Source organism: Mesorhizobium loti (assembly GCF_013170705.1).
Classification (GTDB): Bacteria; Pseudomonadota; Alphaproteobacteria; order Rhizobiales; family Rhizobiaceae; genus Mesorhizobium; species Mesorhizobium loti_D.
The window spans coordinates 2,781,021-2,805,434 of sequence record NZ_CP033334.1 but is presented as its reverse complement, the minus strand read 5'-3'; the positions used below and the strand labels follow the sequence as shown (position 1 = coordinate 2,805,434).

Below are 24,414 nucleotides of genomic sequence, written 5' to 3'. Positions count from 1 at the left end.
GGCTTTCCTAGGCGGCTGATGCGGACAGGCCGGTGATTGCCGAGACCAGATCGTCACGCGAGAACGTTCCACGGCTGAATTCAGCCACTTTGCGACCAAGCCGCAGGACGACAACCGTATCGGCCATCTCCTGCACATCGGCCAGGTCGTGCGAAATGACGATGACGCCATGATTGGTCTGGCGAAGTCGCATGATCAACGCCATGACCTCCTTGCGCTGGGCGACCCCGAGTGCCGCCGTCGGCTCGTCGAGCAATACAACTTTCGGCTCCCAGAGCACCGAGCGGCAGATGGCGACCGACTGGCGTTGCCCGCCCGAGAGACTGCCCACTGGCACCGTGAGGTCGCGCAAAGTGCTGACCCCCAGTTCGCGCAACACCTTCCGCGCCCGGCTCTCCATGTCGGCACGACGCAAACGGCCGGCGGTCAGGATCCCGCCCTGCAGTTCACGCCCCAGAAACAGGTTCTGGACCGTATCGAGATTGTCGCACAGGGCGAGATCCTGATAGACGGTCTGGATACCCAGCCGCATTGCATCATGTGGCGCGGTGATCCTGACCTTTGCGCCGTTGACCCGCATTTCCCCGGCATCGGGCATGTTGATGCCGGCAATGGTTTTGACCAAAGTGGACTTTCCGGCGCCATTGTCGCCAACCAGTGCGACAACCTCTCCAGGACGAACCGCCAGGGATACGCTTTCGAGAGCGTGGACGCCGCCGAAGTGCTTGCTGATATTTATGAGTTCAAGAACGGGCTGGCTGTTCGTGTTTGTGGAACCCATCGCGCTCACCGTCACTTGGTGCACAAGGCGCTCTTGATGGCAGGGCCCGCGCAGACTTCCTCACGTGTCAGAATTCCCTTGTCGATCAGTTCCGCCTGCACGTTGTCGCGGGTGATGAAGACGTTCTCGTTGAAGATCGCCGGAACCGCCTTCATGCCGTTATCGTAGGTCCCGTTCACCATCTTCTTTTCTTCGCCATTCTTCTCGAGAAGGGCGACGACAAGCCGGACGGCGCTGTCGGCCATCGCACGATATGGCGGCACCATATCGTTCTCGATGTTGCCGGCGAGAAGATGCTGGATCGTTCCGGCCTGACTGTCATAGCCGCCGAAAACCTTGACCTTTCCAAGCAGATCCTGTGCCGCCAATGCGGCTATGGTGCCGTTCGCGGAACTGTCATTGTGGACAAGGATCGCGTCGATATCGCCACCGGCCTGCTGCAGGCAACCGTCCGTCGCGACGCGGGCATTTTCCTCCGAGAGCTGCAGGTTGTCGCTCTTGCAGACGATCTCGACTTCGCCTTTTTGAACCAGGGGGGCAAGCACCCTCTCGGTGCCGCTGACGATCTCGCGGTCAAAGAAGAAGGATGGGTCGCCCGTAATCAGGCCAATCCGGATTGGCTTCTTGGCATCCGCCAGCGTCTTTACCGCAAAGTTGGCAGCCGCCTCGCCGATCGGCTCAAACGGCACGGTGACATAGTAGTCGATGTCGCTGTTGTCGGAATTGTAGGCATACCCGACAATCGGAATGCTGGCATCGTGCGCCACCTGCACGATGCCCTGGCTTTGATTGGGCACAGCCGGCGCCAGAATGATTGCCTTGGCGCCTTGGGTCACGGCTGCCTGGGCCTGCTCGAGTTGCCTCGACGGATCGTTGTCGGCGCTCAGAACGACAAGCTTGAGATTGGGAGCGTATTTCTTCAATGCCTCATCCATCCCCGGTTTGTCATAGGCTTCAAACCGCGTGATTTGGGAATTGGGCGTAAGAAAGTATACCGTTCCCTCGATCTTTGAGGCCGCTTCCTCGGCTTGGGCCGTCAGGGTCTCCATCGCGCCCAATCCCGAAAAGGCAACCGTCAATGCGAAAAGGCCACGCGCAACATTCCCGGTGAGTTTCATACCATTCCCCTTGGTCTTCATATTTATAAAGGATATTGGATACAAAATAAAAGGCTGTCAAGCCGCATGATGACGGGTATGAGGGCCTGAGCTTCAAAAAAACGCTGTTCGCCCTTGAGCAGGCGCGCGCGCTGGTGTTCACGCGCTGATCCCGCAATTTCGGGCGAAGGGTGACCGGCAAACGAAGCCGAGGGATTATGCGCGCCACATGGCGGGCCCGTCGCGAACCCGTGCTGCTTGGGAGCTTTCTCCGAGCAGCAAGGCAGCCCCACAGAGGATATCCGCAGCCTCATGAAGGTCGCGGACCGCTATGGCCTTTAGCCGACGACACCGTTGACTGGGATCGCCTGTCGCATCAATGTATTGTTTTTATTTACTTTTTCGGCCGCAACTCTCGATCTGCATCACAATACGTAACACATTCCCGGTGTCGCTTATTGCGGTGCGGCTGGCGAGCGACGTCGAGGTTTGCGCGGCCGTTCGGAGCCTCGTTCCGGAATGACCGCGATGGGCCGTGAGCAGACCGCCAGCTTTTGGGTTTAAGTCGATCGAGACGACCTTGGCGCCAGCGCCCCTGGCGTAACGAGCGATCTTGAGCGCGTCCCGACAGGGTCATAACAGAGCAGCCGACCGACGAAGCGTTGTGACCCGGCGGCCTTGCAGAAAAGCTTTGGGCTTGCCCGATCTGATGGCCCGCAGGAAGCTTCTCGCCGACGTGCGCAACTTCCGTTTATTCGCAAGCCCGCCGAAGGTCCGGAAAGCGCTGGTTAGGCAACATCGACGGCCGGCCGGGACTCAGTCGCGGCCTAGAAGTTTGCCGCTGGTAAGCCAGAAGGGCGGCAGACAGAGCGGGATGGCGGACAGCAGCAGGATATCCTCCTTCACCGTGATGCCGATCCGCTCGGCGACAAACCGGCGGCGTGCCTCGAACCTCTTCGACAGCGCCGGGTGGCGGTGTGCGATCTCGGCACGCAAGCCGACATCGGCGAAAGTCACCGCATCCTCGCAATTGAGCGTCCATCCATCGGGCATCGGCACGGGTATGATGTCGACCTGGAACGGCATGCCGGAGACGATGCGTTCTGTCGAGCCGGGCCGGATCGGGGAATTCATCCACTCGTCGAGGCCGACGAGATGGCCGGGATTAAGGGCGGGGCGCAGCTTGTCCGCCGCCAGGGTCGAAATCACGGCCTCATGGATCGCGCCGCCCTCGGCGCCGATGCCGGCCGCCTCATACCAGGCGATGAGGCCGCGGAAATAGGCCTTGGCCACGTCCAGAAATGCGTCGTCATGCTCAGCGATCAGGCCGGCTCGGGCCGTCAGTCCGCCCCAGTAGCCAACCGCCGTGGTGACGCCGTCGCCACGGCCGGGCACGCGCGCCGTGGGACCGCGCAGGCCGATCACCTGGCCGGACGCATCATTGGTCGCGAACATCGGATGGCAGTTCATCGGCTCGCCAGCATACCCCATGCGCGAGGCCGCGGTCAGTTCGGTGTCTCCGAGCGTGAAGCCGCTCAAGATACGCCACACCGCGATTGAAGACCGGGCCGCGCCCCATTCGGCCTCGGCGATCTGATCGGCATCGACGACGGCGCGCAGCCCTTCCGTCTGATGCATGAGCACCGCCGTCGCATCGGCGATCGACGAGGCGGACACGATCAATGCGATCGCGTCGACGATGAAGGCCGGCACGAAGAAAGTGGGGCGTGGCGCGGACCATTCCTTCTTTTCGAGATATTTCCAACCGACCAGGCCGACACTGTCGCCCGCCGTGATGCCGGCCTCGCGCAGCACGGCCACGAGGTCCGGCTTCTGCATGCGGTCCTGCGCCATCAGGCTCAGGGACTGCGCCAGCATTGTGATGATGCCAGGCAGTCCGGCGACAGGCGTATAGCCGAGGTTCTCGTTGCCGGTGACGACGATGCGCTGGCCCGATTTGCCGAGCAGCAGGATCGCCTCCTCGAAACGCGGCTCGAAACCGGTCAGGAAGGCGATGTTGGCGGCATGCTCGCGATCGGCATAGACGGCGAGCCAGTCCGTGCCGGCGCGATCGAGCGCCTTGGCGCAACGGGCCTCATAGGTCGCTGGCGGAATGGCAGGGCGCTCGACGGGGATGCCGAAATCGGGAATGTCGACGGTGCGAAGGCTAATGCTCATCATGTCTCTCAATCTGTCAGGAAATGCGGATTTTCGGCTGAAGCCGATCGTCAGTTGGATGCGACGGCGACGGATGCCGTCCTGTTTGCCGGCACGTCATTCATCGGCAAGAAAGCCGATGCTGGAGGGCAGCACGCTGCAGGTGACCTTGTCGCCGGCAACGATGCCGCGCGCCGTCGCCGAGGATGCCAGGACCAGGAGTTCCTGGCCGTCCAGCGTGGACATGGTCATGCGCTCGGACGAGCCGACGAAGGAGATGTCGGCGACAATGGCGGGAAAGGCAATGGCCCCGTGGAGCGGCTCGCCGATGGCTATGGCCTCCGGACGCATCCAGACCGTCAGCGCCGATCGGCCATGCCGAGACGCGTCGTAGCCACCGGGCATCGGCACCCGGCTTCCGAACAGCTCGATGCCGCCATCGACGGCGCGCGCCGAAACGATGTTGTTGCCGCCGAGGAAGCCCGCGACGAAGCGCGAGGCGGGCGCGCGGTATATGTCACGCGGGGTGCCGACCTGAACGATCGCGCCATTGTGGAAGACGGCTATGCGGTCCGACATGGCATAGGCTTCCTCCTGGTCATGGGTAACATAGACGAAGGTCACACCGGTCTGCCGATGAAGCCGTTTGAGTTCGCGTTGCATGGTGTCGCGCAGCGTACGGTCGAGCGCCGATAGCGGTTCGTCGAGCAGCAGAATCTTCGGGCCGAAGGCCAGCGCGCGGCCGATCGCCACGCGCTGCTGCTGACCGCCCGACAATTCACGCGGCTTGCGCGCGGCCAGCCTGTCCAGGCCGACGAGATTGAGGATCTCCTCCACCCTCGCGGCGATCCTGGCCTTGTCCCATTTGCGGACCTTCAAGGGGAAGGCGATGTTGTCCGCGGCGTTCAGGTGGGGAAACAGCGCATAGCCCTGGAAGACCAGTCCGAAATTCCTGTCCTCCGGATCGACGCGCGTGATGTCGACGCCATCCAGCAGGATGGCGCCGTCGTCCGGCTTGGTGAACCCGGCGACCGACATCAGCAGCGTGGTCTTGCCAGACCCCGAAGGGCCGAGCAAGGTTACGAACTCCCCCGCCTCGATCGACAGATCGATGCCGTCGAGCGCGACGGCCGAACCGTAGGCCTTGCGGAGGTTTCGGACGTCGAGAAAGGACATTCAGATCGGGTCCCGGGCAAGCGGACCTGTCGAGCAGTGAATGCCGCCGCCGTTCAGTTCGATACATTCATAGTCCAGCGTCAGGATCTCGATGCCGGCGGCGTCGAGCCGGTCGGCCAGGCGCGGCGTGCGGGTGGCGTGCATGACGACCCGACCCGGTGCGATCGCCAGGCAGTTGAGCGAGAAGGCGTTGTCTTCCGGCGGGAGTTCGATCAGCTTCATGCCGCGCTTGTTGAGGTAGTCGATGAAGACATAGGGCAGTTCGTTGATGTTGATGATCGCCGTCTCCTTGTCGATCATCATGAAGCTGCCGTCGATGTGGATGCGATAGCCGGGCATCGGCACCTTGATCAGCTCGACGCCCAGGCTGTTGAGGATCATCTCGACCTGCCGCACGCCCTCGGCGTTGCAGGCGACGGAGACCGAGCAGACGGCAGTCTTGTCGTCGAGGAGCGCGAACCCACCGCCTTCGAACACCGCTTCGCCATGCAGCGTGCCGAGGATCGGGCAGCCGGCCCTGGCGAGCGCCTGGGTGACCATCAGTTCCTCGCCGCGGCGCGCCCGGCGGGCAAGGCGGGTGACGATCGCCCCGCCCTTCACGCCGATGACGCTGTCGCGGCAGAAGGTCGACTTGAGAGCGCCGGGAGCTGCCTTCTCGGTAAGGATGACGTCGACGCCCTCGGAGCGCAACAGCTTGGTGAAGCTATCGTGCGCCGCCTGCATGGCGGCGAGATCCGGCGGCGTCTTGCCCATGAAGTACCAGCCTTTTTCCGGATCGCCGAAACCGCCGATCTCGGGCATGGGCTTGTTCTTGTCGACGACATTGATCTCCTCTCCAGGCCGGTGCATCAGCACGGCGCGCAGCTTGCCGACATCATTGGTGCAACCCCAGGGCCGGCCCCAGACGCGGGTCTGCTCTTGCGGGTCGTGGAAAGCCGGCGTCGGGACGGAACCGAAGGTCTGAAAGAACTTGGCCTCGCGGTATTCGTGCTCGCTCATTGCGGCGCTGTGGGCAGTCATGTCTTCGATTTCCTTTCTGAAACAAGCGAAGCGATTGAAGGTCGTGTCATGACCGGCGCTGGGCGATACGTTCCCAGACGGTCATGCGCAGGATGAGGCCGACGATGGTGACCGCCAGCATGACGGTAGCGATCGCGGCCAGCGCGGGATCGACGGCATCGGCGATGCTCGTCCAGATCTTGCGCGGCAGGGTGACGATGCCGCGGCTGGTGATGAAGAGCGTCACGGTGATCTCGTCCCAGGAGACGATGAAGGCGAGGATCGCCCCGGCGACCGTGCCCGGCACTATGTTGGGCAGGATCACGCGCCCGAAGATCGTCGCCGGGCGCGCGCCGAGCGAGCGGGCCGCCTGCACCAGACGCGGATCGAGGTTCGACAGCGAAGCGCCTATCGCCAGCACGGCGAGCGGTATCGCCAGGATCACATGGACGATGGTGACGCCAAGCCATGTGTCGAGAAGGCCCAGCTTCGACCACAGGCGCACCATGCCGACCGCATAGATGATCGGCGGCACGATCAGCGGCGAAAGCAGGACAATGCGCAGGATCGTCGGCCAGCGTCCGACATAGACCCATGCGCCCATGGCGAACGCCGCCGAAACGCCGGTCGCGACGATGCTTGAGGCCACGGCGATGCCGAGGCTGGTGAGGATGCTGGGCATCCAGCCCGCGCGCCAGTTGGCCAGGGCCGCGAAATGGTCGAAGGAAATGCCGTTGTTGGGCAGCGACAGATAGTCCCGGTCGGTCAACGCCACGGGAATGACCACGAGCACCGGAACGAACAGGAAGGCGAGCAGCAGCCAGGCCAAGAGCTTCGGCAGCGCGCGTTCGAGCAGACGGCGGGTGCGTGGCGTCATTTGCGGCCGCCTTCGAAGGCGGCGCGCAACGCCGGGCTGCGCATCGCCAGCGCGATGAGGGCGCCGACGACGAGCAGGAGCATCGTCGACAGTGCCGTCGCCACGCCCCAGCGCAGGGTCGAGGATATCTGCACGGAGATGTACTCGGCGACCATCAGCACCCTGCCGGCGCCAAGGATCGCCGGGGTGACGAGGAAGCCGAGCGAGAAGATGACGATGAACAGGCTGGCGATTGCCAGGCCGGGCATGCTGAGCGGCACCCAGACGCGAAAGAAGATGGTGACCGGGCGCGCGCCGAGTGATCGCGCCGCCTGGATGATCCTGTGGTCGATCTCCGAGAGGTTCGCGTAGAGCAGCATGATGGCGAAGGGCATCATGTAATGGACCATGCCGACGATGACGCCGAACTGGTTGTAGACCAGTTCGAGAGGTTCACCGACGGCTCCGCTGCCCACAAGGGCCGAATTGAGCACGCCGTTGCGGCGCAGGATGGTGATCCAGGCAAAGGCGCGCACCAGCACCGATATCCAGAACGGCACCATGACCATGAACAGGGCGACGCGGCGCTGCGCCGGCGGCATGTGGACCAGCGCGAAGGCGACGGCATAGCTCATGACGATCGTAAGCGCGGTCGTCACCGCCGAGACGAAGACGGTCGTGCGCACGACGCGGCCAATCGCGGCATTCTGAAACAGAGCCACGTAATTGCCGATGCCGAAGGTCGGCTCGGTGAAACTGAGCGCCAGCACCTGAAGGATGGGCAGCACGTAGAGACACAGGGTCAAAAGCGCCGCCGGCACCGTCAGGCAGAAGGCCCAACGCTGGAATGACGTCATGGTCTTTCGAACCACCACCGGCCGATGGCCGGTGGTGGTCTCCAATGGTTAGCGCGAAATGAAGTCGAGGAACTTGTTCTGCAGTTCGGCCTCGTTGTCGGCATAGTATTGCGCCGAGACGGCCAGACCTGTCTTGGCGTTCTCGGGTGCCAGCGAATAGACCGCCTTGTCCTCGTCGGTCATCAGCGCCAGCGCCTTCGGGTTCGACGGTCCGTTTCCCATGAGGCGCAACAGCGTCACCTGGCCTTCCGGGTCCATCGACGAATTGATGAAGTCGAAGACCTTCTTGCCGGCGGGATTGCCCTTCGGCACCGACCAGGCGCTGGCGAACATCAGGTTCTGGTTCCAGGTCCAGGTGTAGTCCGGGTTTTCCTTGCGCAGCAGGTTGGCGCGCGTATGCCAGATATTGCCCATGACCACCTCGCCGTCGCGGAAGAGCTGCTGGCTCTGCGCGCCCGACTCCCAGAAAATCAGATTGGGCAGCAGCGGTTCGAGCTTCTTGAAGGCGCGGTCGACATCAAGCGGATAGATATCCTGAGGCTTAACGCCGTCGGCGAGCAGCACGGCTTCGAGCTGCCCCTGGATCCATTTGCACATGGTGCGCTTGCCGGGAAACTTTTCGAGATCGAAGAAGTCGTTCCAGCTCGAAGGGGCCGTGGCGCCGACCTTCTTGGCGTCATAGGCCAGCACATTGGAATAGGTGTAGTTGCAGATGCCGAACTCGGCCGAGAGCCCTTCGCCGACAAGAGACTTGTCGACGATGGAATAGTCGATCGGCTCGAGGTAACCGCCCTTGCCGAGCACGACGGCGTCCGTCATGCCGCCATCCGTGGCATCCCAGGTGACATTCTTGGAATCGACCATGGCGCGGATCGCGCCGGTCGCCGGGCCGGTGCCATCGATGACGACCTCCATGCCGGACTTGGCCTTGAAGGGCGCGCCATAGGCCTTTTGGAAGGCTTCGAGAGCGGCCCCGCCCCAGTTGCAGACAACGATTTCCGAGGCCGCGGCGGAGGCCCGCCCAGGCTTGAACGCGACTGAGATACCAAGGCCGGCCATGGCGGTGATGAAGCCTCGGCGATCGATCTTCCCAGTTTTGAACTTATCAAGCGCAATCAACGCTGCGTCTTGACCAAAGCGATTGATGGACATGTGTGTTCCCCTTTCACGTCCGTGGAAGCGACTAGTTTTCTTGCTTCTCCTCCCTGGCCGGCATCGGGAGCCCATCTGGGCCTCCAGTGCCGGTATGCACTATCGAACGTCCTGACGGACGGCCGTGCGGCGGCGCCACCGAACCGCGTATGACGAGTTCGACGCCGACCCTTTCGATCGCCGTTCCGGATTTCCTGCCGGCGATGAAATCGAGCAGCATGTTGACGCCGCGCGTGCCGAACTCGGCCGCCGACTGACGCACGGTGGTCAGCGCCGGCGCCAGCAGGTCCGCATTATGGATATCGTCGAAGCTGACGAGAGAAATGTCGTCCGGAATGCGGATCCCGGCCTGCCGCGCGGCCCGCATGGCGCCAGTGGCCAGCATGTCGCCGAAGGTGAAGATCGCGGTGGGCGGCTCGTCCTGCCGCAGAAGGTCGAGAAACGCCATCGAGGCCGGCGCCTCCTCGTATTCGCAGAATCTCAAAAGGGCGGGATCGACATCAAGACCAGCCTCGCCAAGCGCCCGCGTGAAGCCGTCGAGACGTTCGGCGGTGCTGAGAAGCCCCTTCGGCCCGCCGATTGCGGCGATACGGGTATGGCCGCGCGATATCAGATGGCGTGTCGCCAGGAGGCCGCCATGGACGTTGTCGGCGAACAGGCGCGGCGCCTTCGCGCCCGGCACGTCCTCGTCGAGAAGCACGACGTTTCCGGTCTCGTTGATCCGCCGCAACAGCCGCCCGTCATCATGATGGTTGGTGAGGAGCAGGATGCCGTCGACCTGCCGGTCCTCGATGCGCGACAGGAAGGAGACTTCCTTCTCCACCAGGTTCCGGCTGTTGAACATCAGGAGATTGTAGCCATGCCGCGCGGCCTCGGCCTCCGACGCGCTGGCGATCTCGGCAAACAGGGGATAGGCGATGTCGGCGGTGATGAGGCCGAGTGTCTCGCTCTTGCCGCTGCTGAGCCTGCGGGCGATCGCGTTGGGGTGATAGCCGAGGCGCTCCGCCGCCAGCTGGATACGGCTCGCCGTCGGCTCGGGCAGGCTGATCTGCCCGTTCAGATAACGGGAAACGGATGTGACGGATACGCCGGCGGCCCGCGCAACGTCACGAATGGTGACCTTCAATCTTCCCGACAAGCGGCTCCACTCCCGCGAGACATGTGCAGATAACCGATTCAGTAAACCGGTTTCATAAACGGGCCAAAAAAAATCGCGCGCGCCTTCCGCGATGGAGAGGGAGCGAAGGACGGCGGCACTCACGGAAGGTCTCCGGTCCGGAAGAATTCCTTATGTTCGCGCTCCAGGCTCAGCTGGTCGAAATCGGCATTTCGGATGTGCGCCGCCATCAGCAGCGCAGCTTCGGCCATGTTGCCGGCCCGCACCTTGTCGAAAATGGCACGGTGCTCGGCGATGATCGAGCGGATGTGATCCGGCTTCATGCCGATCAGGAACTGGACGCGCATCATGTCGGCCGAAACGTGCTGGCATGCGGTCCAAGCCCGAGGATGCGCGAAAGCGCCGAGCAGCCCTGCATGGAAGGCCATGTCGGCGCGGTGCAGGGCACCCATGTCATCGCCGAGGACGAGACGCTCCTGCGCCCGAAGCAACAGCTCGACCTCGTCCAGCAAGGCCGGATCCGGCTTGACACCACTGTTGGCGATCACCGCGCCTTCAAGCGTGGAGCGGATGAACACCGCCTCGCGGACGCGCGCCATGTCAATCAGCGAGACGCGGGTTCCGGTTTGGGGTGAGATCTCGATCAGACCCTCGTCGAAAAGCCGCGTGAACGCCTCGTGCACGGGGGTGCGGCTGATGCCGAGCGACTGCGCGACATCCGTTTCCGAGAAGTTGGCGCCGGGCATGACGCGCGCGGTGATGATCGCCTCGCGCAACTCGACATAGGCCTTCGACGAGATCCTGTTTCGACGCTCGTTCTGATCCGCGAGGAGTGAGGTGCCCAAGTTCAGCATGGCGGTATGCTGGCATTCAGGCACATTTCGAGTCAAGCATAATCTTTGTGCAGTTGCGAAATCGGCTCAATTTTCAACCAGCTTCCCAGGCCGGATCAGCTCCGGAACGCCGTGCCCCTGTTCGAGCGCCGTCGCGACGGCGGCAATGGACGCCGCGGCACCCTGAGGTGTCGGCAGGCCGGCGCGATGCGGCGTCAGCCGGACCCGGTCGTGCCGCCAGAACCAGTGTTCGGGCGGCAGGGGTTCGACGGCAAAGACATCCAGCCACGCGGCGCCGAGCCGTCCCTGATCGAGCGCGGCGCGCAGCGCCTCCTCATCGAGGTGGTCGCCGCGGCCGAGATTGACGACGTAAGCGCCGGGCGCGAGGCGGGAAAACAGCCGGTCCGACAATATGCCCCTCGTCTCGCGCCTCGAGGGCAGGAGATTGACGAGGACATCGGCGCCGTCGACGCAAGCGCCGAGCCCGTCGTCGCCGTGCAGGCAACCGACGCCGTCGATCCGACGGGCGGTTCTCGACCAAGCGGACACCGGGAAGCCGGCGTCCGAAAGCCCCCGCGCGACATGCAGGCCGAGGGGACCCAGTCCAAGCACGGCCATCCGCAGCGACCCGCGGGTCCGGTTCTGGCGATCGGGCGGGCGCCACAGGCGGGCCTGCTGATCCGCTCTGACAACAACATCGTCAAGCAGGCGCGCGAAAGCCGCGTGCATCGCATAGTCCAGCAATTGCTCGGCCTGACCTTGATCCCGCAGGCGTGCGACCGGGAGGTCCGGCGGAATGCGGGGATCGTGGAGAAGCTGATCCGTTCCCGCGCCGAAACAGAAGATCGCGCGCAGCGACCGTGGCAGCGCGGTCATGTCCTTCGGCAGATTCCAGGCGACCAGGAGATCGTATTCGGCGCCATCCGCCAGGTCGGGCCATCGGACGAAGTCCGCCGAGGGAAGCGCGGCGCGCAGCGCGCGCTCGAAGGGGGCACTGTAGGCAAGCGGATCGGCGATGACGATCCGCATCGATCAATGCCCGTCGAGGGGCATTCCGGCGAGCCGGCGCAGCGCCAGCCATTCCAGTTCCGCCGCGCCATCGGGATCGGCCGCATACTGGCTGGCGGTGCGCTCGCACACTTCCTCGCTCGGCAGGTGGATGGGGCGTCCGCTGCCCAGAGCGGAAAGCTGGATGCGACAGGCTTGTTCGAGATTGTACATCAGGGAGAAAGCCTCTCCGATGGATCGCCCGACGGTCAACAGCCCATGGTTTCTCAGGATCATGGCGCGATTGTCGCCGAGGTCGGCGACCAGGCGCTCCTGCTCGCCGGGATCGAGCGCGATGCCCTCGAATTCGTGATAGCCGATCTGCCCGTAGAAGAGCAGCGAGGTCTGGTTGAGCGGCAGCAGTCCTTCCTCGAGGCAACTGACCGCGACACCGGCCGCGGTATGCGTGTGCATGACGCAGACCGCATCCGGGCGCGCGGCGTGGACGGCAGTGTGAATGACGATACCCGCGGTGTTGATCGGCACCTGCTGGCCGCGCATCTGCTGGCCATGGTGATTGATGACCGCCAGCGATTCCGGCGTCACCTCCCGAAAGAGATCGCCGTAGCGGTTGATAAGCAGCAGCTCCGGCTCTTCGGGCAGACGCGCGGATATGTGCGTGTGGATGATGTCATCCATCCCAAACCGCGCGATCAGCCGATAGGCCGCCGCCAGATCCTCGCGCATAGCCATTTCAGCGGTCGACATCGGTGTGGATCATCCTTCCTGTTGATGCTTGCCGCATACTTGAATTCCTGTATGCAGTCAACTTTTCCAAATGAATCGACAGCCGGTCGCCCACGTCGGGTCCGCTTCTCCGGCCCGCAACCAGGGAAACTCGCTTCAGGAAACGCGTAACCACCCAGGACAACCGCGACGGCGAAGACAGCACCGACCCGCGCTCTTCGATCATGGTCCACGGGTGTGCTTCAGGGATAGAAGGGCGGCTCAGTTTGGCCGCGGCCTTGACCTACTACACCCGGCATTTGATCAAGGCCGCCGAAGCGCCTCCCCATTGCGGAACGCGCCAAGGCGCGAGGTCGCCTTGGCGTCATGCAAATGCAGGTGGCCGCCACGAAGACTGGGGCAGTCACCGGGCCGCGATGAAGAAACGGACCTAGCCGCGGCCGATCAGCGGAAGAAGGCCGGCCGCAAGATCGCCATCGACGATCAGCCGGTTGATCGTGCCCGAGCGCAGCAGGGCGACAAGCGCCTTCGCCTTGGACAGGCCGGCCGCAAGCAGGACAACGTCGCGGCTGCGAATATCCTCATAGGACACGCTCGGCGTGCGGCGGTTCAACGTATTGTCCAGCAAGGCGCCGTCCTTGTCGAAGAACTTGCCCAGCATGTCGGCGACGGCACCGGCATTGATGACCTGGTCGATCTCGTCGTCGTGCAGCAGGTCGTGATGGTAGATGAAGGACTGTTTCGAGCAGTCGCCAAAGGAGGCGATATAGAAATCGGCCGAGCGAGCAAGCTTCAGGGCCTGCTGGACGAGCTTCTGGCTCATGATCACCTGATAGTCGGCCTCGCTGTCGGCGATGAACGGGGCCGGCAGGATATAGGCCTCGCCTTCGCAAAGCTGTGCCAGGGAATGGACGCAATCGAACGGGTTGGTCCTGGCATTGCGGCTGAGCGAGCCCATCAGCGAGACGATCTTCAGGTCAGCCTTGGAGAGCTTTGGAAGTTCGTCGACCATCGCGGCGATCGTGCGTCCCCACGCCAGGCCGATCGTCACCGGCTCCGGCACGCGCAGCCGCCTCTCCAGGAACGACGACGCCGCGATGCCGACCGCGCGTCGTGCATTGTTCTCGTCCTCGTCCGCATTGCCGCCAGGCACCGCAATCGCCGGCGTGACGATGCATTCCCTGAGATCGAACGCCGCCTGGATCCGACCGGCAACATCGAGCGATTGCGCCGTCTCGTGCTGGATGGCGATCTTGACCAGCCCTTTTTCACGAGCCCGCGCCAGCATGCGGTTTATCTTGAAGCGCGACAGGCCCAGCTGGTTGGCGATCTCCTCCTGATTCTTGTTGCCCACGTAATAGAGCCAGGCGAGCTGCACCAGCAGGTCTTCTTCATTATGCGTCATGCGTAAACTTTCGTGCAGAGCGTGCACATTTGTGGTTGACCGGCCATTTCAGCTCATCTAGCTTCATTTGTGCAGCCATTGCAACAAAGTGCACGCCGCCAACAAAAATTCAAAGTCCGCTCTCACGCCTTGAACAAGGGGAACTGCCAATGTTGTCGTCCTTACTCCGGCGCGGCCTGAGCCGCAGCCGCGTGACTGTTGCTGCCGCGCTCGTCGCGACCTCGGCCCTGTCGCTTGCATCCGATCCGGCCAACGCCGAGATGAACTGGAAGGCCGCCGACGGCCAGACCATCAACCTGATGCTGATCTCGCATCCGTTCGTCGAAAGCCTGAAGCCGCTGCTGCCGGAATTCACCGCCAAGACCGGCATCAAGGTGACCTATGAGGAACTGGCCGAGCAGTCCGGTTTTGAAAAGCTGCTTGCCGACCTGTCATCCAAGACCGGCACCTACGACGTCTTCATGACCTCGCCGCTCAACAACTGGCAGTATGCCGCCGCCGGCTGGCTGGAGCCGCTCGACGGCCTGATCGCCAATACCGACAAGACCGCCGCTGACTACGACGTCAATGATTTCATTCCCTCCATCCTGTCGGCCGGCCGCTGGGACCTCACCCCGCTCAAGGGCATCGGCGAGGGTTCGCTGTGGACGCTGCCGATCAATTTCGAATCCTACCAGCTGGCCTATCGCCCGAGCCTTCTGAAGAAGCTCGGCCTCCAGGTGCCCAAGACCTATGCCGACCTGCTGGCCATGGCCGACAAGCTGGCCATCGATGGCCCCAACGGCAAGATGCACGGCATCATCACCCGCTTCGATCGCTACTGGGACCTGCCCTACCTGACCTTCGGCACGATGCTGCAATCCTATGGCGTCGAGATGCTGGACAAGGACGGCAAGCTGCAGATCTGCTCAGACAAGAGCATCGCGGCAACGCAGGATTTCGTCACCCTGATCAAGAAGGCGTCTCCCGAGGGCGCCGGCGCGTTCACCTGGTACGAGGCCATGCAGGGCTTCGCATCGGGCCAGTATGTGTTCTCGCTCAACGAGGCGAACCTGTTCGCACCGACCTATGAAGACCCCAAGCAATCCGCCATTGCCGGCGATGTCGGCTATGCACCGACCCCGCTAGGCCCCGACGGCAAGCGCGCCGCCGCCGCATGGATCTGGTCGCTGTCGATGAATTCCGCCTCCAGCCACAAGGACGCCGCCTGGCTGTTCATGCAGTGGGTGACGTCCAAGGAGACGATGATCAAGACGCATCTGGCCGGCAACATGAACCCGGTGCGCAAATCGGCCTGGGATGCGCCCGAAGTGGCCAAGCTGATGGAGAGCTGGGGTGAGACGCCCGGCCAGTACATCCAGGCCGCCAAGACCGAAGCCGAGGTCGCGACCATCCGCTTCCCGCCGCATCCCGAGCTGACCCGCATGCTCGACCGCTGGGCCGAGGCGATCCAGAAATCCTATTTCGGCCAGGGCGACGTGAAGACCAATCTGTGCAACGCGCAGGCCGACATCCAGAAAATGCTCGACGAATAGTCGTCCAGCCCTGCTCCCGGGCTTGACCCGGGAGCGCCCGGTGGGTCTCAACAGGATCCGCCCCGCGCAAGCTCGCTCGCGCGCCGCATCGTTCTTCCCACACGGCGTCCCCTCGCCGAAAATCGCCCACGGGCAATGTGACACCAGCAACCAGAACAGTTCCCATGGCCCGCATCACAGCCCAAGCCGACAAGACATGGATGAGCAAGGCCGCCTTCTATGCCATGCTGGCGCCGGCGCTCATCCTGCTCATGTCGACGACATATCCGTTCCTGAGCGGCATCTACACCAGCCTCACCAACCAGAAGCTCTACATCCCGGCCTCGAAATTCGTCGGCCTCAACAACTACATCAACCTGTTCGAGACGCCGCTGTTCTGGAATGGCCTTGCAAATACGCTGATCTATGCCGGCGCGGCGCTGGCGATCCAGCTGCCGCTCGGCCTCGCCTTCGCCATCCTGCTGGACGTTCCCGGCCGGCTGCAATCCTTCTTCCGCTCCGCCGTCGTGCTCCCGCTGCTGGTACCGCCGGTGGTCGCCGGCCTCATCTGGAAGACCATGATGCATCCCCAGAGCGGCGTGCTGAACTGGCTGCTGGCGCAGATCGGCATCGAGCCGCTGTCCTGGCTCACCAGCCCGTCGACGGCAATGATGTCGATCATCCTGATCGACACCTGGCTCTTCACCCCACTGGCCACCATCATCCTGCTCGCCGGCCTACAGTCCGTGTCGGGCGAGGTCGTCGAGGCCGCACGCATCGACGGCGCCAATGCCTGGCAGGTCATCCGCTACGTGAAGCTGCCGCTGCTGGCCCCCTATCTGCTGCTGGTCGCGCTGTTTCGCGTCTCCGATTCCCTGAAGTCGCTGGAGATCATCTACTCCACCACCAAGGGCGGCCCGCTCGACGCCACCCGAACCCTGCATGTCATGGCCTATGAGGAGGCCTATCGCTGGTCGAGCCTCGGCCGCGCCATGACCATCGTCTTCGTGCTCTGGCTGGTCTGCTACACGATCAGCGGCGCGCTGCTGGCTTTCTGGCAGAAGCAGGAGGCGAAGAACCGTGGCCTCTAGCATGTTCCTTCGCACCCTCGCGCAAAAACTCGCGCTCGCGCTTTGCTACCTCGCCTTCGCCGGCTTCGTGCTGTTCCCGCTGGTCTGGATCTTCATGATGTCGATCAAGAACTTCGGCGACATCATCGCCTATCCGCCGCGTTTCCTGTTCACGCCCACGCTCGAAAACTATGTCGAGGTGCTGTTGGGCAACGATGCGCAGCGCGCCGGCGGCCAGGTCCCCGACCTCCTCAAGTTCCTGATGAACTCTGTCATCATCTCGGGCGGTGCAGTGCTGATCTCGGCGCTGCTCGGCATCCCCGCCGCCTATGCACTGGCGAGGCGCCGGGACAAGACGTCGGACAAGCTGCGTTTCACCTTCCTGTCGTTCCGCTTCGCGCCCGAACTCGCCGTCATCCTGCCGCTCTACGTCATCTACACGCGCATCGGCCTCTACGACAGTTATGTCGGCATGATCCTCGTGCACCAGTTGATCACCTTGCCGCTGATGATCCTGATCCTGGCGAGCTTCTTTCGCGACATGCCGATCGAGATCGAGGAGGCCGCGCGCATCGACGGCGCCCGCATCTGGACCATGCTCACCAGGATCGTCGTGCCGATCGCGAGGCCGGGCATCGCCAGCGCCATGATGATCGCCTTCATCTTCAGCTGGAACAACATGATCTTCGGCCTCGTGCTCGCCGGCGGCAGCACGCGCCCGGTCACCATGGGCATTCTGCAGGCCATGACCTTCGACCAGATCAAGTGGGGCATGATGGCGGCCTCGGCGATGGTTTCGGCGCTGCCCGGCATGATCGCCGCCGTGCTGTTCCAGAAACAGATTACCCGCGGACTGACCATGGGAGCGGTGAAATGAAGGACCTGGAACTCTTCTCCATCGGGTCGTGGACGATCTTCGACCATCTGCTGCGCATGAAGCGGCTGCCGCGCGACGGAGAGACCGTGCCGCTCGACATGCCCATGGAAGAAGTCGAGACCATCCATTTCGGCGATTGCAGCGCCAACATCGCGGCGGTCGCCGGTGCGCTGGGCATGAAGGTCGGGCTCGGCATGGTCGTCGGCGACGATTTCCGCAGCTCTGGCTACGCCGACCACATGACCCGCAACGGCGTCGACCTCGCCGGCGTCGAGGTGATCGAGGGCGCCCGTTCAGGGCATAGCTTCAATTTCTTCGACGCCGCCAATGGCGGCTTCTGCGTCTCCCATCTAGGCGTCGCCGAGAAGCAGGATGATTGGCGCACGCCCTATGGCGAGATCGACCGTTCCGGCGCCGTCGTCATCAGCGAGATGTTCGGCGCCTATACGCTGAATGCCATCGAGCACGCCCGCAAGACCGGCGCGCTGACCGCCATCAACGGCATGGTCGCCACCGCTGGCGATCTTGCGCCACGCTTCCTGGAAGCCTGCGAGGTCCTGTTCCTCAGCCGTGGCGAGGCCGACGCGCTGATGCAGGCGCTTGGCGTCGCGTCGGCGGCCGACATACTGACGCATGGTCCGCGTCTGGTGATCGTGACGCGCGGCGGCGAAGGCAGCGCCTGGTACACCGCCGGTGGCCGACAGGACATGCCCTCGGTCGCGCCCGATGCCTTCGTCGATTCCACCGGTGCCGGCGACTCCTTCGTCGCCGGCACGCTGAAGGGCCTGATCGGCGGCCATTCGCACGAGACGGCGGCGCGCATCGGCGCCACGGTCGCCAGTTTCATCATCGAGAAATGGGGATGCCAGTCGAACCTGCCCTCGCCGCAACGCGTGGCGCAGCGCTTCGAGGCAAACTTTGGAAGGAAGCTATCGCTGTGAGAGTAATCGACGCCCATATGCACTACGGCACCGACAAGAATGTCGCCGCCAACACCTGCGTCCCCTATCTGGTCAGGGGCGAACCCGACAGCGTCATCCGCCTGCTTGACGAGCAGGGCGCGTCGCATGGCGTGCTGTTCCCGCACGACCGCCGGCAGACGCCGCCTTGGGATGCCGACTACAACGAGGCCAATGGCGATGTCGGCCTCGCCGCGCTGAAATACCCCGACCGCATCGTCGGCGTTGCCCGCATCGACCCGACCTTCGGCGCCAAGCACACCCAGGAGCTCATTGACCGCTATGTCGGCGAATGGAACTGCCGCGGCCTGAAGCTGGTCGCCGGCTATGATTTCTACCGGCCCAACGACATGAAGGTCATGGGTCCGCTGCTGGACAAGGCCGAGGAGCACAACCTCACCGTCCTCATGCATTCGGGCGATGCGCCCCGCGACCTGCCCTATCTCCAGGCGCAGGCGGCCAAGGCCTATCCGAACGTCACCTTCGTTCTGGCTCATATCGGCATGCACGCCTTCCTATGGGAGGCGATCCTCGCCTGCCAGGAATACCCCAACATCAATGTCGATATGTCTCAGGCCTATCCGTTCGACATCATGACCTTCCTGAAAAACGTCTCGGTCGATCGCCTGCAATATGGCTCTGACGTGCCCTACCAGTCGCCACGCGTCGAGCAGGAGAAGCTGCGCGTCATCGGCCTTGGCGAGGAGGACCTCGAAAAGGTCTTCTGGAAGAACGCGGCGCGCATCTGGCGCATCGCTTGAAGACAAAAGAACACGAAGGCGCATCGGCTGACTTGTCGTCGTCGGCGCGCCCAACCACCGGAAGCCAAGGAGAGAAGAAGATGTCGAATCTCGACACGAAAAACACGCCGGTTCTGCAGCGCCTGTTCGGCACCAGCAAGCCCATCATCGGCATGGTGCATGTGCTGCCACTACCCGGCTCGCCCTACTACCGGAACGGGTCGCTGCAGGCTGTCTATGATCAGGCGGTCGAGGAAGCGCTGATCCTCGAGGAAGGCGGCGTCGACGCGATCCTGCTCGAGAATGCCGGCGACATCCCTTTCCGCAAGCCTGACGACATCGGCTTCGAGACGATCGGCGCCATGTCGGTCATCGGCGATCGCATCCGCCGCGCCACGAAGCTTCCGCTCGGCTTCAACATCGTCGCCAACGCCGCCAAGGCCTCGCTTGCCTGCGCCAAGAGTTCGGGCGCGCAGTTCGTACGCGTCAACCAGTGGGCCAATGCCTATGTGGCCAATGAGGGCATCATCGAGGGTGCCTCGGCCCAGGCCATGCGCTACCGGCGCGAACTCGACGCTGAGGATATCGTCGTGTTGGCCGACGTGCACGTGAAGCATGGCAGCCACGCCATCGTCGGGGACCGCGACATCGAGGATCAGGCCCGCGACGTCGAGTTCTTCGGCGCCGACATCCTGATCGCAACCGGCACCCGCACCGGCCATCCGACGGCACCCGCCGAAGTCAAGCAGATCCGCGCCGGCGCCGTCGGGCCGATCCTGGTCGGCAGCGGCTTCAGCAGCGACAACGCCGCCGAGCTTCTATCAGTCGCCGACGGCGCCATCGTCGGCAGCTACGTCAAGGGCAACGGCAAGATGCACGGCGACAGGGTCGTGCTGGCCAAGGTCCAGGCGCTGATGGACGCGGTACGCAAGGTCCGCTGACATCCACACGGTCCGGAAGAGAGGGGCTGATCCATGGCATCCATCGAACTGCGCGGCGTCGAGAAATCATTCGGCGCTGCCGCCATCATCCGCGGCATCAACCTCAGCATAGGGGATGGCGAGTTCGTGGCGCTCGTCGGCCCCTCCGGCTGCGGAAAGTCGACGCTGCTGCGCATCATCTCCGGGCTGGAGAGCGCCTCGCGCGGCGACATCCTGCTTGACGGGCGCAAGGTCAACGACGACAGCCCGCGCGACCGCAACGTGGCGATGGTCTTCCAGAGCTATGCGCTCTACCCGCACATGACGGTGGCCGAGAACATGGCCTTCAACCTGAAGCTCTCCGGCAAGGGCAAGGCGGAGATCGCCACCCGCGTCGAGGAGGCCGCGCGCATGCTCGACCTCTCCGACCTCCTGCACCGCAAGCCCGGCCAACTGTCCGGCGGCCAGCGCCAGCGCGTCGCCATGGGCCGTGCCATCGTGCGCAACCCATCGGTGTTCCTGTTCGACGAGCCGCTGTCCAATCTCGACGCCAAACTGCGCGTGCAGATGCGCGGTGAAATCAAGCTCCTGCATCATCGCGTCCGCACGACCGCCGTGTATGTCACGCACGACCAGATCGAGGCGATGACGCTGGCGGACCGCATCGTCGTCCTCAACGGCGGCAACATCGAACAGGTCGGCTCGCCGCTCGAACTTTACAACAGGCCGGCCAACCTGTTCGTCGCCGGCTTCATCGGCTCGCCGGCAATGAACGTGGTCAAGGCCGAGCTTCGCCAGACGGCGGCGGGTATCAAGGCCGTGCTTGGCGATGGCTCGGAGATCGCCCTGCCGGCCCGCGCCTACACTTCGTCGACGAACCGCATCGTCTTGGGCATTCGGCCCGAAAGTGTGATCGTGGACCGCCAGGCCGGCGATCTTGCCGGCACGCTGAAAGTGGCGGAGCCGACAGGGCCGCAGACGCATCTGGTGGTCGACGCGGCGGGAACCGACATCCTCGCCATCGTCAAGGCCGATTTCGCCTCGCGCGACGGCGACCGTCTGTGGCTGTCGTTTCCGGCCGAAGCCCTTCACGTCTTCGACGCGGAAAGCGGAAAAGTCATCTGAAGCACCAGTCGGCCCCACGCGCCAACGTATCGGCTCCGTGCGTGGTCGTCGGGCCATCCCTCGCCGATTTTCCGAGGGATCGCGCGGAGTAAGTTCGAGGATCGGGAGGTTCCGGATCCGGCCGGCTATTTCTGCGTGGCGACCAACAATCGGGCCAAGGACCCCTATGTCGGCCTGTGGATCACCACGGACGGCCACATTCGCCATAATCTGTTCCCAACGGTCGCTATGACGAAGCGCGCGGCCGCCGAGAAGTGCATACCCGGCTGCAGCCACGACATCGGATACAGCTTCACCCAGCCGGGCCACGACTAGTCCAGGTTCAGCACCACCATCGTGGAGGTCTCGGCTACCGACGAGATCGACTGCAGGACGTTGCTGATGAAGTTGCGGAGCGCGGCTATGTCCTTGACCCAGACACGCAGCAGGTAGTCGATGTTCCCGGTCCCAGCAGGCATTCGGTGATCTCCGGCCGTTTGGCGACTTCGCGCAGGAATTCACCGGCCCCTTCAGGGCCTTGCTTGCCCAGACGCACCGAGACGATGACACAGATCGCCAAGCCCATCGCGGACGGGTTGATCCGCGCAGCGTAGCCCTGGATCACACCGCCGTCCTCCAGGCGTTTCACGCGGCGCGCGCAGGGTGTCGGAGACAGGCCGACGCGCGCGGCCAGATCGACGGTCGGTCGCGCCGGGCTTGCGTGTCGGCTGGGTAGTCGCCGCACCCGAGATGATCCGGGCGCTGACCGTCGCCAAACAGGGCTCGGATATGTGCCCGCGGGCTCGGCCAGCGGCTCGTGCTGGACGCCATGAACGCCGGATTGCCCGAGCGGATTCAGCCGCAAATCCTGGCGCTCTACCGCGCGCGCCGCGACGCCTTGTGCGAGGCGATGGAAGGACATCTGGGCTCGCTCTTCGCCTGGGAAAAGCCGCAAGGCGGCATGTTCGTCTGGGCGACGGCGCGCAATCCATCGCTCGACACAGACGAGCTGATGCGGTTGGGGCTGGAGGAAGGCGTCTGTGTCACGCTCAGCAGCGTGTTCGACGTGACCGGCGAGGACCGTCGCGCCATTCGCGTCAACTTCACGCTCAACGCGCCCGAGCGGCTGCACGAAGGGGTGCGCCGGCTGGCTGCCGCGGCCCGCAGGCTTGGTCAATGACCGGAAGGGCTGCTTGATCGCTTGAAGGATGCCTTGTCGAACCCCGCTGGGCTGCGCGGAAGCTGGACGCGGGTCTGTGCGCTAACCACACTGGCATAGGTGAAAACGACGGGTGTTGCCGCGTCAAAAAGCGGACGTTCAGCCCGGCTGGACCTAGAGCTGAAGCTGACACGAAGCGAACTCATCGTGACCACGCCGTGATGGTCAACCCGAGCCAATTCCAAAACTGTTACGCGCGTCGCCTTGGCCTGGTACCATGGCCAGTTGCAGCAGCTGGGAAACACTGATCACACCAAAGGTCAGCATCGCGATCACGATGAGCAACGCGCGGATGCGTATGTTCTCGCATGGCCGGCAACCCAAACAAGGGGCCTGAGCAGTGCAGACCATATCTCAGATCGGAGCCAAGCTCGTCCACGCCCCGTTCTTCTTGGACGATTTCACGCAGGCCTCGATGAAGGCCATGCCTTCGACGCCATCCTCGATGGTCGGGAAGACGACCTCCCTAGCCGGCTTGCCGCCCTTGCGGCGCGCCGCGCGGATGGCGCGCGCGGCCTCCTGATAGATGTTGGCGAAGCCTTCGAGATAGCCCTCGGGATGGCCCGACGGCACCCGGCTGACACGGCCCGCCACCGGCAGCGCGCCGGCGCCATTGCGGGTGATCAACTGCTTGGGCTGGCCGAACGGCGTGTACCAGAGATAGTTCGGATCGGCCTGCACCCATTCCAGCCCGCCCTTCGAACCATAGATGCGCAGCTTCAGCCCGTTTTCGTGGCCCGGCGCCACCTGGCTGGCCCAGATCATGCCCTTGGCCGGATGCGCCTTGCCCGGCGCCTTGAAGCGCAGCATGACGTTGACATTGTCGTCAAGCTGCCGCCCCGGCACGAAGGCGTCGAGATCGGCCGACAGCGAATCCAGCTCCAGTCCGGAAACGAAGCGGGCGAGATTGTAGGCATGCGTGCCGATGTCGCCCAGCGCGCCGCCGGCGCCCGCCTGCTTGGGATCGCCTCGCCATGACGCCTGCTTCTGGCCTGTCGCGGCAAGGTCCTCGGTCAGCCAGTCCTGCGGGTACTCCGATTGCACGATGCGGATGTCGCCGAGCACGCCCTTGGCCACCATTTCGCGCGCCTGCCGCACCATCGGATAGGCGGTGTAATTGTGGGTGAGCACGAACACCTTGCCGGTCTTCTCGACGATCGCCGCCAGCTTCTTCGCTTCGGCCAGTGTCGTTGCCAGCGGCTTGTCGCAGATGACGTGGATGCCGGCCTCGAGAAAGGCCTTGGCTGCAGGCACGTGCACGTTGTTGGGCGTGACGATCGCCACCGCCTCGATGCCGTCGGGGCGTTTCGCCTCGGCCTTGGCCATCTCGGCATAGGACGCGTAGCTGCGCTCCGGATCGAGGCCGAGTTCGACCGCCGACGCCTTGGCACACGCCGGATCGGACGACAGGGCGCCCGCGACCAGCACGAAATCATTGTCCATGCGCGCCGCGATGCGATGCACCGCGCCGATGAAGGCGCCCTGCCCGCCACCCACCATGCCCAGACGAATGGGTTCGAAACGATTGCTCATGGGTTTACTTCGCCATCTGGCTTAGCATGACGAAGCGACGGACATCGACCGGCCGTGCGACGAGGTCGTCGAGGCGCCCAAACAGCGGCTTCAGGTGGGGCATCGCCAGATGCCGGTCGAGATCGTCCTTCGAGCGCCAGTTCTCGTAGAACATGAACACGCAAGGGTCGGCAGGGTCGACATGAAAATCATAATTGATGCAGCCCTCCTCGGCCCGTGTCGGCGCGACGAAGCCCGACAGGATTTCCTGCAGTTCCTCGCGTGTTTCGGGTTTGGCAACGACAGTGCCGATGACCGTGTAGGGAACCGTCATA

General features: G+C 63.7%; 26 protein-coding genes. 9 read left to right on the top strand and 17 right to left on the bottom strand.

Going from position 1 to position 24,414, the window contains the following annotated elements; all coding sequences use genetic code 11:
• Positions 1-7: 7 nt before the first annotated feature.
• From EB815_RS13635 to EB815_RS13575, 13 genes are all read right to left on the bottom strand, one after another.
• The gene (locus EB815_RS13635) at positions 8-796 is read right to left on the bottom strand and encodes an ATP-binding cassette domain-containing protein (RefSeq protein ID WP_245303331.1); all 789 of its coding nucleotides are present in this window, start codon (positions 794-796) and stop codon (positions 8-10) included.
• Positions 793-1,716: a substrate-binding domain-containing protein gene (locus EB815_RS13630; protein ID WP_244493988.1), complete on the bottom strand. Its 924-nt coding sequence runs from the start codon at positions 1,714-1,716 to the stop codon at positions 793-795. The genes EB815_RS13635 and EB815_RS13630 overlap by 4 nt, the downstream gene beginning before the upstream one ends.
• A gap of 978 nt (positions 1,717-2,694) precedes the next feature.
• A complete protein-coding gene (locus tag EB815_RS13625) occupies positions 2,695-4,056 on the bottom strand; it encodes a M24 family metallopeptidase (RefSeq protein WP_056567919.1) in 1,362 nt (453 codons plus the stop codon).
• A 96-nt stretch (positions 4,057-4,152) separates the two neighbouring features.
• Positions 4,153-5,211, bottom strand: a complete 1,059-nt coding sequence (locus EB815_RS13620; protein ID WP_056567798.1) for an ABC transporter ATP-binding protein — start codon at positions 5,209-5,211, stop codon at positions 4,153-4,155.
• Positions 5,212-6,231 carry a dimethylarginine dimethylaminohydrolase family protein gene (locus tag EB815_RS13615; RefSeq protein ID WP_056567796.1) on the bottom strand — a complete coding sequence of 340 codons (1,020 nt, stop codon included), beginning with the start codon at positions 6,229-6,231 and terminating at the stop codon, positions 5,212-5,214.
• A 46-nt stretch (positions 6,232-6,277) separates the two neighbouring features.
• A complete protein-coding gene (locus EB815_RS13610) occupies positions 6,278-7,087 on the bottom strand; it encodes an ABC transporter permease (RefSeq protein WP_056567793.1) in 810 nt (269 codons plus the stop codon).
• Positions 7,084-7,923 (bottom strand): ABC transporter permease, encoded by an 840-nt coding sequence (locus EB815_RS13605; protein ID WP_056567916.1) that lies wholly within the window; start codon positions 7,921-7,923, stop codon positions 7,084-7,086. Before EB815_RS13605 ends, EB815_RS13610 begins: the two co-directional genes overlap by 4 nt.
• 48 nt (positions 7,924-7,971) lie before the next feature.
• A complete protein-coding gene (locus EB815_RS13600) occupies positions 7,972-9,075 on the bottom strand; it encodes an ABC transporter substrate-binding protein (RefSeq protein WP_056567792.1) in 1,104 nt (367 codons plus the stop codon).
• 31 nt (positions 9,076-9,106) lie between these two features.
• Positions 9,107-10,213, bottom strand: a complete 1,107-nt coding sequence (locus EB815_RS13595; RefSeq protein ID WP_081294817.1) for a LacI family DNA-binding transcriptional regulator — start codon at positions 10,211-10,213, stop codon at positions 9,107-9,109.
• Between the two features lie 119 nt (positions 10,214-10,332).
• The gene (locus EB815_RS13590) at positions 10,333-10,968 is read right to left on the bottom strand and encodes a GntR family transcriptional regulator (RefSeq protein ID WP_162258897.1); all 636 of its coding nucleotides are present in this window, start codon (positions 10,966-10,968) and stop codon (positions 10,333-10,335) included.
• Positions 10,969-11,112: 144 nt separating this feature from the next.
• Positions 11,113-12,054 carry an NAD(P)-dependent oxidoreductase gene (locus tag EB815_RS13585; RefSeq protein WP_056567786.1) on the bottom strand — a complete coding sequence of 314 codons (942 nt, stop codon included), beginning with the start codon at positions 12,052-12,054 and terminating at the stop codon, positions 11,113-11,115.
• Positions 12,055-12,057: 3 nt separating this feature from the next.
• Positions 12,058-12,780, bottom strand: a complete 723-nt coding sequence (locus EB815_RS13580; protein ID WP_056567783.1) for a class II aldolase/adducin family protein — start codon at positions 12,778-12,780, stop codon at positions 12,058-12,060.
• A 409-nt stretch (positions 12,781-13,189) separates the two neighbouring features.
• Complete coding sequence (locus tag EB815_RS13575) at positions 13,190-14,164, bottom strand: sugar-binding transcriptional regulator (protein ID WP_056567780.1); 975 nt, start codon at positions 14,162-14,164, stop codon at positions 13,190-13,192.
• Positions 14,165-14,355: 191 nt separating this feature from the next.
• On the opposite strand from EB815_RS13575, the gene EB815_RS13570 reads away from it, so the two are divergent.
• The 8 genes from EB815_RS13570 (at position 14,356) to EB815_RS13535 (ending at position 21,684) form a co-directional block, all read left to right on the top strand.
• Positions 14,356-15,699, top strand: coding sequence for an ABC transporter substrate-binding protein (locus EB815_RS13570; protein WP_162258896.1), 1,344 nt, complete (start codon positions 14,356-14,358; stop codon positions 15,697-15,699).
• A gap of 164 nt (positions 15,700-15,863) precedes the next feature.
• Positions 15,864-16,769, top strand: coding sequence for a carbohydrate ABC transporter permease (locus EB815_RS13565; RefSeq protein WP_056567771.1), 906 nt, complete (start codon positions 15,864-15,866; stop codon positions 16,767-16,769).
• Position 16,770: 1 nt separating this feature from the next.
• Entirely contained in the window at positions 16,771-17,625 is an 855-nt protein-coding gene (locus tag EB815_RS13560) for a carbohydrate ABC transporter permease (RefSeq protein ID WP_056567768.1), read from the top strand.
• On the top strand, positions 17,622-18,566 hold the full coding sequence (locus tag EB815_RS13555) for a carbohydrate kinase family protein (protein WP_056567765.1): 945 nt from the start codon (positions 17,622-17,624) through the stop codon (positions 18,564-18,566). The genes EB815_RS13560 and EB815_RS13555 overlap by 4 nt, the downstream gene beginning before the upstream one ends.
• Positions 18,563-19,345 (top strand): amidohydrolase family protein, encoded by a 783-nt coding sequence (locus tag EB815_RS13550; RefSeq protein ID WP_162258895.1) that lies wholly within the window; start codon positions 18,563-18,565, stop codon positions 19,343-19,345. Before EB815_RS13555 ends, EB815_RS13550 begins: the two co-directional genes overlap by 4 nt.
• 80 nt (positions 19,346-19,425) lie before the next feature.
• Complete coding sequence (locus EB815_RS13545; protein ID WP_056567912.1) at positions 19,426-20,265, top strand: BtpA/SgcQ family protein; 840 nt, start codon at positions 19,426-19,428, stop codon at positions 20,263-20,265.
• A 33-nt stretch (positions 20,266-20,298) separates the two neighbouring features.
• Positions 20,299-21,369, top strand: a complete 1,071-nt coding sequence (locus EB815_RS13540; RefSeq protein WP_056567759.1) for an ABC transporter ATP-binding protein — start codon at positions 20,299-20,301, stop codon at positions 21,367-21,369.
• 135 nt (positions 21,370-21,504) lie between these two features.
• Entirely contained in the window at positions 21,505-21,684 is a 180-nt protein-coding gene (locus EB815_RS13535) for a hypothetical protein (protein ID WP_056567755.1), read from the top strand.
• On the opposite strand, the gene EB815_RS13530 is transcribed toward EB815_RS13535, so the two are convergent.
• Positions 21,681-21,827 (bottom strand): Lrp/AsnC ligand binding domain-containing protein, encoded by a 147-nt coding sequence (locus EB815_RS13530; protein WP_081294819.1) that lies wholly within the window; start codon positions 21,825-21,827, stop codon positions 21,681-21,683. The two genes, EB815_RS13535 and EB815_RS13530, sit on opposite strands and share 4 nt — an antisense overlap.
• Positions 21,770-22,270, bottom strand: a complete 501-nt coding sequence (locus EB815_RS34235; RefSeq protein ID WP_081294820.1) for an Lrp/AsnC family transcriptional regulator — start codon at positions 22,268-22,270, stop codon at positions 21,770-21,772. The genes EB815_RS13530 and EB815_RS34235 overlap by 58 nt, the downstream gene beginning before the upstream one ends.
• On the opposite strand from EB815_RS34235, the gene EB815_RS13520 reads away from it, so the two are divergent.
• Positions 22,178-22,528 carry a hypothetical protein gene (locus tag EB815_RS13520; protein WP_162258893.1) on the top strand — a complete coding sequence of 117 codons (351 nt, stop codon included), beginning with the start codon at positions 22,178-22,180 and terminating at the stop codon, positions 22,526-22,528. The two genes, EB815_RS34235 and EB815_RS13520, sit on opposite strands and share 93 nt — an antisense overlap.
• A gap of 393 nt (positions 22,529-22,921) precedes the next feature.
• Here EB815_RS13520 and EB815_RS13515 read toward each other — a convergent pair whose 3' ends face one another.
• Together EB815_RS13515 and EB815_RS13510 are read right to left on the bottom strand one after the other, a co-directional pair.
• Complete coding sequence (locus tag EB815_RS13515) at positions 22,922-24,100, bottom strand: Gfo/Idh/MocA family protein (protein ID WP_171883290.1); 1,179 nt, start codon at positions 24,098-24,100, stop codon at positions 22,922-22,924.
• 4 nt (positions 24,101-24,104) lie between these two features.
• Entirely contained in the window at positions 24,105-24,413 is a 309-nt protein-coding gene (locus tag EB815_RS13510; RefSeq protein ID WP_056566324.1) for a putative quinol monooxygenase, read from the bottom strand.
• Position 24,414: the final 1 nt, after the last annotated feature.